The organism is Zavarzinella formosa DSM 19928 (assembly GCF_000255705.1).
GTDB lineage: Bacteria > Planctomycetota > Planctomycetia > Gemmatales > Gemmataceae > Zavarzinella > Zavarzinella formosa.
On record NZ_JH636454.1, the window covers coordinates 70135 to 77280 of the forward strand.

The 7146-nt window shown below is 58.1% G+C and carries 11 protein-coding genes; 10 read left to right on the plus strand and 1 reads right to left on the minus strand.

All coding sequences use genetic code 11. The annotated features are described in order from the left end of the window. Window positions 1-15 precede the first annotated feature (15 nt). From BGIM_RS62050 to BGIM_RS0145645, 6 genes are all read left to right on the plus strand, one after another. A complete protein-coding gene (locus BGIM_RS62050) occupies window positions 16-207 on the plus strand; it encodes a hypothetical protein (RefSeq protein WP_084760654.1) in 192 nt (63 codons plus the stop codon). A gap of 224 nt (window positions 208-431) precedes the next feature. Then, window positions 432-1025, plus strand: coding sequence for a DUF551 domain-containing protein (locus BGIM_RS64370; RefSeq protein WP_157369953.1), 594 nt, complete (start codon window positions 432-434; stop codon window positions 1023-1025). Further along, window positions 1022-1789, plus strand: a complete 768-nt coding sequence (locus tag BGIM_RS0145625; protein WP_020476250.1) for a Lar family restriction alleviation protein — start codon at window positions 1022-1024, stop codon at window positions 1787-1789. The genes BGIM_RS64370 and BGIM_RS0145625 overlap by 4 nt, the downstream gene beginning before the upstream one ends. Next, on the plus strand, window positions 1786-2247 hold the full coding sequence (locus BGIM_RS0145630; protein WP_020476251.1) for a hypothetical protein: 462 nt from the start codon (window positions 1786-1788) through the stop codon (window positions 2245-2247). The genes BGIM_RS0145625 and BGIM_RS0145630 overlap by 4 nt, the downstream gene beginning before the upstream one ends. Next, on the plus strand, window positions 2240-2578 hold the full coding sequence (locus tag BGIM_RS0145635) for a hypothetical protein (RefSeq protein WP_020476252.1): 339 nt from the start codon (window positions 2240-2242) through the stop codon (window positions 2576-2578). The genes BGIM_RS0145630 and BGIM_RS0145635 overlap by 8 nt, the downstream gene beginning before the upstream one ends. Window positions 2579-2829: 251 nt before the next feature. After that, the gene (locus tag BGIM_RS0145645) at window positions 2830-3372 is read left to right on the plus strand and encodes a hypothetical protein (RefSeq protein WP_020476254.1); all 543 of its coding nucleotides are present in this window, start codon (window positions 2830-2832) and stop codon (window positions 3370-3372) included. A 58-nt stretch (window positions 3373-3430) separates the two neighbouring features. Here the strand turns inward: BGIM_RS0145645 and BGIM_RS56170 are convergent, their stop codons facing one another. After that, on the minus strand, window positions 3431-3706 hold the full coding sequence (locus BGIM_RS56170) for a carbon storage regulator (protein WP_020476255.1): 276 nt from the start codon (window positions 3704-3706) through the stop codon (window positions 3431-3433). A gap of 243 nt (window positions 3707-3949) precedes the next feature. On the opposite strand from BGIM_RS56170, the gene BGIM_RS0145655 reads away from it, so the two are divergent. From BGIM_RS0145655 to BGIM_RS65705, 4 genes are read left to right on the plus strand one after another with little or no spacing between them, the layout of a single operon-like run. After that, window positions 3950-4417, plus strand: coding sequence for a terminase small subunit (locus BGIM_RS0145655; protein ID WP_020476256.1), 468 nt, complete (start codon window positions 3950-3952; stop codon window positions 4415-4417). Continuing rightward, window positions 4401-5597, plus strand: coding sequence for a terminase family protein (locus BGIM_RS0145660; protein WP_020476257.1), 1197 nt, complete (start codon window positions 4401-4403; stop codon window positions 5595-5597). The genes BGIM_RS0145655 and BGIM_RS0145660 overlap by 17 nt, the downstream gene beginning before the upstream one ends. Next, the gene (locus tag BGIM_RS56175) at window positions 5597-6886 is read left to right on the plus strand and encodes a phage portal protein (protein ID WP_020476258.1); all 1290 of its coding nucleotides are present in this window, start codon (window positions 5597-5599) and stop codon (window positions 6884-6886) included. The genes BGIM_RS0145660 and BGIM_RS56175 overlap by 1 nt, the downstream gene beginning before the upstream one ends. Then, the gene (locus tag BGIM_RS65705) at window positions 6883-7059 is read left to right on the plus strand and encodes a hypothetical protein (RefSeq protein WP_020476259.1); all 177 of its coding nucleotides are present in this window, start codon (window positions 6883-6885) and stop codon (window positions 7057-7059) included. The genes BGIM_RS56175 and BGIM_RS65705 overlap by 4 nt, the downstream gene beginning before the upstream one ends. The last annotated feature ends 87 nt before the right edge of the window (window positions 7060-7146 follow it).

A 7146-nucleotide genomic window follows, 5' to 3' on the forward strand; every position in this document is an offset into this window, starting at 1 on the left:
TCAGAAAGGCATACGATGCGAACAACACTTTTGATTGCCACGTTACTGACCCTGACCGCCTGCGGATGGGTAAACAGACAGATCGGCTACATCACTGGCTACAGTCTGGTGTGCGTTGAAGATACTCACGTTCTGTATGTGCAGTTTCCCACGGGCGCTGCGGTCTTGGTGGATGTCGATGGAAAGCCGAAAGGCTGCGGGCAATGACCAATCCCCCAAACATCTCTCCCATATGTGCATTTTGCGGAAAAAATGTTTATTATTGGCGGTCTATCTGTTCTCAGTCAGGCACAGGCAAACATTCTCTCCCTGCCAGTGGTGAAGCTGCTCGTTTGGACCAAGTCCTTCCATCCACATCCGAGCTGCCCGTCAGCGATGAATGCCGTGAGGCGTTTGAGTCAGAGCTATTGAGGCGTGAGCCTTGCGCGAGAATGGATTTTGCCGAGGAAAAATACCTCTCTGTTTTTACTCAGTTTGATTGGAAAATGTGGCAAGCCGCCTGGAACACCCGTACTTCCCCACCTTCATCCATCAACCAGTCATGGTGGCGGGCAATTGAATCGGCTCCGAAAGACGGGGCGTGGGTTCTGCTGACCGGGTTTAGCCCGCAGCTTGCCACAGGAGAGCGCTGGCATGCCACTGGATCTTATGAGCATGGAAAATGGAGCAATGGATATGTCTATCTTCATCCGCCAACCCACTGGATGCCACTGCCTCCGCCCCCATCCGAGCAGCATGGTGGAGAGGTGACGGATGGGGAGCCGATTCTTTGCAACGAATGCAAAGGGAATGGATGGGTGATTTGCGTAGGCTCAGATGCCAAAGGCAATCCTGTTGAAGAGCAGAACCAGTGTTATGTTTGTCGCTCGACCGGGTATCAGCTTGTTCTCGCCCCGCAACTCAATGAGGTTTTAGACGAAGAGGCCGCCAGGGTTATTAGCCAAGGTTGGCACACAGGTCAGGCACCCAGCGCCTCCGCCGTGGCCTCTCTCAAAGCCGCAGGACTTCGAGTGGTGCGAGTATGACCAAGCTCAACATCACTCTCATCAGTGAATTGCTGCCTTGCCCTCATTGCGGAGGCAAAGCGGAGTTGAACAAGGTTGCAGTGGATGGCGTGGTTGTCATTTGCCAGAAATGCTTCAATCACACACAACACAAGTGTTACGACGGATTGCCCGACGCGCCCACTGTCCCGTTTGGCTGCACGAAGGAACAGGCGGTGACAGATGCTGTCAAATCCTGGAACCGCCGCATGCCTCTGCCTCCGTCCGAACAGCCGGGCATTCAAATTGGTCACATGCTTTTTCCCATGCCCTTTTTGGCGCCTTACGAACCTCAAGCGCTGCGAAACCACGGTCAGCAGACACTAAAGCGACTTGCTGATCGCGGTGGCCTTGCATGGCAGGAAGCCGCTGACATTATGCGGGGTAATTCGTGGAACACGACGCGAGATAGGGAAGAGGCGAAGGCTTTTGTCCTTGAGGCATACCAAACTTACCTCCGTACCCCGACATCATCCGTCATATATGACTCATGGCAGCCGATACGGACCGCGCCCAAGGACGGGTCAGAGGTTCTCGTGGGTGTTGACATTGCCACGGTCTGGATCGTCAGAAACGCAAGATGGGTCGATGGAGGCGGGCATTTTGAAGAGGGATGGTGGACGTTTAAGCATTCTGTCACACAAGAGAAGCTTCAAGGCATTTATGCACCAACGCACTGGATGCCGATGGCAGAGCCGCCAGAAGTGAACTTGGATGATGCTCTCTTTGAAGGAGAGGAACCATGACCAAGTTTCTCGACATCTTTTCAAGCATTGACGAGTGCCAGACTTGTGGAATCGGCTCATTCTTGCCAAGCGGGGTATGCGATCATTGCAACACCAGCACATCCCCACCTCCTTCCGAACAGCCGGGCAGCGAGCCAGTGGATCACAATCGAGTTAATATTCCGATTCATGAGAATGAAGCCGCCTTGATGGTATTGCTTGGCACTGATTGGCTGGAAAGAAACGCTCCTCATCGCCTCCGCACACACACATCATCCGTCATGGATGTGTTGAATAGGCCGGAGATGGTGGAGGAGGCGGCAAAGGCCATTCATGCCTCAACAGTCAAGTGGCTGCATGATAACAATGAAGATTCCAGCGGGATGGAGCCTTGGGAATCGTGCAAAGAGGTCTTTATTCTCGATGCACAAGCCGCGATCACAGCAATCAAGAAGCAGATGGCGAACGGCAATGCGTGATTCTGAAATCACACCCCTATCCCAAAAACTGGCCGACCTGTACCAACTGGCGGGAAGGCTGGTGATTGGTCTTCCGGTCGGCGATGAACTGCTCGACGGCCTGCAAGAAGCCGAGGTGATGGCGGAAAAACAGGGGTTGGCCGAAGACCTTAACCAACTCATCCGCGTGGCCCTGACCAACCCCACCGATCTTCGCGGATTCATTGAGGCGAACTATCCCCAAGAGTTTGCAAGGCATCAGGGCGAATCGTCCGGCAATTGCTCAGTATCGAGGATGTTCAAAGAATGCGGGATGAACGTCACGTTCGTCGATTGCGCCCCGTCCGAATGACCTGCAAACATCCCAAAGCGAAAATCACCGACGCCCGCGACCCGGAACACCGTCAAGCCGGAAAGCACCGCTTCAAGTATTTTCGGTTCCGTCGCCGGGAATGCCCCAAATGCGGAGAGCGATTCGTGACTTACGAGTTTACAAAGGAGCAATTGGCAACGATATCTGGTTGCATCAAGATTCCGTAAACGCTATATGTGGAGGACACCATCTCTCCATTGCCCCCTCGGGGTCCACTTTTCAGGGTTCGTATGATTGACGGAATCGACTCGTCCCACTGGCTGCCCCGTGGATCATCCGTCATCAACGCCTGTCGCGCCAACAAGGGCGATCTTGAAATCACCGTTTCTGACGGCCGCATTTCCAACGCCACGATCAAGGACGGTTCATTGCTGGGGTGGATGGTGGAACGGGGAATCCTCGACGAGTTGCACCGCAGCTACGCCATGATCCTCATGGACATGCGGATCACCTTTCGACGTCAGACCGGGTACAAATCGAACAGCATCTACGCCCTTGAGTTCTTCGGTGGTTCCAACAGCCGCATTCTGGAAACGCTTTACCTGCGCGTATGCCGAATGATCGCCGGGCCGACCGAGCAGACCGTCATCCATGCCATGAGCCGCAACGCGCCAGAAACCCGGCATGACATGATGGCCGTGTGGGACAGCCGCCACACGTATCTCGCGGCGTTTGACCGGCTCGTCGGGGCTCTGGACGAGGTGCGGGAGGAGGAGAAGAGCATTCTGGAACGGGAGGCCGAGCAGTTGGCCCAATTAAACTCTTGCGCCTGATGGCGAAGTGTGGCATGATTGTTTTCGGAGCACGCCACCAGTTTGTCCATTTTCCGGCTCACATCACCCCTGCCCACCCCTCGCTGAACACTTCCACGCAAGGCAGTGCAACAGTGTCATCATTCGCAATGGCTTTGGTCGGGAACAAGTCGACAACATCATCCTCCGGTTCCTCCCGGTCGTCCATTGAGATCACCCGGCCGGTCGTGTCAACCATCACGTTGGGGTCTTCGATTCCCACGCGGACAAAGCCGCCCGGAGCGGAAAGAAGCCGAACGTGGATGTTGCGGCCAAGAATAATTTCATCGCCGGGTTTTCGCGTGAGGATGACCATGGTGAGATTCCTGAGCGGGGAACGGTTCGGGATTTGTTTCCTTAAAGCAAAGATCGCACCAATCACGAAATACCTGAAAAATCAGGGGCACAGCCCTTCCGAGGCCGCGTCAAACTCTTCGCAACCCTCCAAGATTACACAACTCAGATCCCGCCTCAACGATTCGCGGCCAAACCGCCCCCTCATTGCGACAACGGTTGCCCAATCCTGCGAATCACGGATGCCAACACAGTGAATTGAACCATGTCCGACCTCACACCCAAGCAGGCGAGATTCGTCGCCGAGTACCTGACCGACCTGAATGCCACGCAAGCGGCCATTCGCGCTGGCTACAGCGAACACACCGCCAAATCCATCGGGCAGGAGAACCTGACCAAACCTGACATCATGGCAGCCATCGCCGCCGGACAGAAAACCCTCGCCAACCGTCTCGAAATCACCCAAGACTGGGTGCTGGAAAATCTGAAGACCATCACCGAACGGTGCATGCAGGCATCCCCGGTGCTGGACCGAAAAGGCAATCAGGTTATGACGGAGAACGCCGAGGGTGACTTGGTCCCCGCCTATGTCTTTAATGCGGCGGGAGCCACCCGGGCCGTCGAGCTGCTTGGCAAGCATATCGGCATGTTCACCGACCGCACCGAAGTGACGGGAAAGGACGGAGCAGCGATTTTCACGCTGGCCATCGGTCCGAATGCCAAGGTCGATTGAATACCAAAGGCCCTGGCTGTACCCGAAGCAGCTTGAGGCCATCTTCCACGACAAACGCTATGGCTGCGTCGAGGCCAGCACCAAGGCCGGGAAAACGGTCGGCTGCATTTGCTGGTTGTTCGAGCAGGCCGCCATCGGCGGGGCCGAGGGTCGGAACTTCTGGTGGGTCGCCCCCATCTTCCCACAGGCCAAGATCGCTTTTCGCCGCCTCAAACGCTTTCTCCCCAGACATCTCTACGCCGCCAACGAATCCGAACTGACCATCACCCTGCCCAACGGGGCGGTGATCTGGTTCAAGGGCGCGGACAAGCCGGACAGCTTATATGGCGAGGATGTTTACGCCGCCGTGCTGGACGAAGCCAGCCGCATGAAGGACGAGGCGTGGTACGCCGTCCGCTCGACCCTCACCGCGACCGGTGGTCCTGCAAGACTCATCGGGAACGTGAAGGGCCGGAAGAATTTCTTCTACCAGCTCAGCCGCAAGGCCGAATCCGGCGAGCCGAACATGGCTTACCACGTCATCACCGCCTACGACGCGGTGGCCGGCGGGGTGGTCACCCTGGAGGAGATCGAGGACGCCAGACGGCAGTTGCCGGAACACGTCTTCAATGAACTCTACCTCTGCAAAGCCTCTGACGACGGCGGGAATCCATTCGGCCTGCAAGCCATCCGCGACTGTGTCGCCCCCATCTCGCACATGCCTCCGGTCTGCTGGGGATGGGATCTGGCCAAAAGCGTTGACTGGACGGTCGGCATCGGCCTCGACGCGAAAGGCAGCGCCTGCCGGTTCGAGAGATTCCAAAGTTCGTGGCAGGAGACGAAGCGGAAAATCTTGGCGGCCACCGACGGCGACATTGCCCTGGTGGACTCCACCGGTGTCGGCGATCCCGTGCTGGAAGACCTGCAAAAGCCCGGCACTCGGTTCGAGGGCTTCAAGTTCAGCAGCGCAAGCAAACAACAACTCATGGAAGGGCTGGCCGTCGCCATTCAGCAGCGGCAGATCACCTTCCCCGACGGGATCATCGCCATGGAATTAGAGCAATTTGAATATGAGTACACCCGCACCGGCGTCCGCTACAGCGCGCCCGCCGGGTTGCATGACGACACGGTCTGCGCTTTGGCCCTGGCGGTGAGCAAATTCCGCATTCCCGTCGCAGCCCCCCGCGTCCGCAGCCTTTGATGTGGCCGTTTCGCAAGGACACACCCGTCCCGTCGCGTAAAAGCGCGTCGTTCTTCGTCTCGCTGATCGGCGGGAAGGGGGCGTTGTCCGGGGCCGCGTTCGACAAGCTGGCACGGGAGGGTTACGCCGAGTGCGTGGTGGCCTTCGCCTGCATCAACCGCATCGCGGCGGCCGTCTCGTCCGTGGAACCCCACCTGTACCAGAAGAACCGGGCGGGCAAGCTGGCCAAGATCGAGTCGCATCCGCTGCTCGACCTGATCTATGACCCCAACCCCGTCCAGTCATGGCGGGAGTTCTGCGGCGGCCTGACGGCCTACCACCAGTTGTCGGGCAACGCCTACGTTTTCGGCAACGGCCTCGACAAGAGCCAGAAACCACCCCGTGAATTGCAACTCCTCAGCCCCGGCAAGGTGAAGATCGTTCCGGGCCGCGGCTTGTTTCCCCAAGGCTACGAATACCGGCCCGACGCCAACACGAAATTCGACTACCCCGTGGACCAGATCACCGGCCAGTCGGCGATCCTTCAGATCCGCTCGTTCAACCCGCTTTCTCCGTGGTACGGCCTGTCCCCCATTGGCCCCGCCGCCCTCGGCGTGGACATCCACACCGGCGGGCAGCGCTGGAACAAGGGCCTTCTCGACAACGGGGCGCGGCCTTCGGGGGCGTTGTCCGTCAAGGGAGGCGACGGAACACCGACCTCGCTCACCGACGACCAGTACCTTCGCCTGAAGGAGATGATCGACCGCCAGTTCTCCGGCGGCAACAACTCCGGACGGCCGCTGTTGCTCGAAGGGGGCTTGGAATGGCAGGAAATGTCCCTCAATCCGAAGGACATGGACTTTCTGGAGGGGAAGAACGGCGCCGCCCGCGACATCGCCCTCGCGTTTGGCGTGCCGCCCCAATTGATCGGCCTGCCTGATTCGCAGACCTACGCCAATTACTCGGAAGCCAAAACCGCCTTCTGGACGGACACGATCCTCCCCTTGCTCTCCATGTACATGGATGCCATCAACCGCTGGCTCACGCCGCTCTACGGAGACGGGTTGTTCCTCTGGTACGACGAGGCCGGCATCCCGGCCCTGGAGCCGATGCGCAATGAGAAGGCCAACCGTGTCAACGCCGCCTCCTACATGACGATCAACGAAAAACGCCGCGAGATGGGGCTTGATGACATCGACGGCGGGGACGTGGTTCTTGTGCCGTTCAACGACATCCCGCTGGAACTGGCCGGAAACTCCGTCCATCTGGCGGAACCGGGCAGCCCCGCCGATCTCAATGCAAAACCATGAGACAGGAAAACAACGTCATCCACGTCGATTTCGGCAACCACCGTCACTCCTCGCTCAACATCAGCATCCGCACGGAAATCCTCTTCTGCGACGAGCATGCGTACCTCATTCGGGCGACCATGACGTTTGCCGGGCAGGAATACATCCAGCACATCCTGACCGAAAATGCCTGACCGCCGCCTGCTCCTCCGCTCCTGGCTGATGGCCATGACCCGGATGGAACGCGGCCTGCGACTCGATTACGCCCGCGCCCGCTCGGT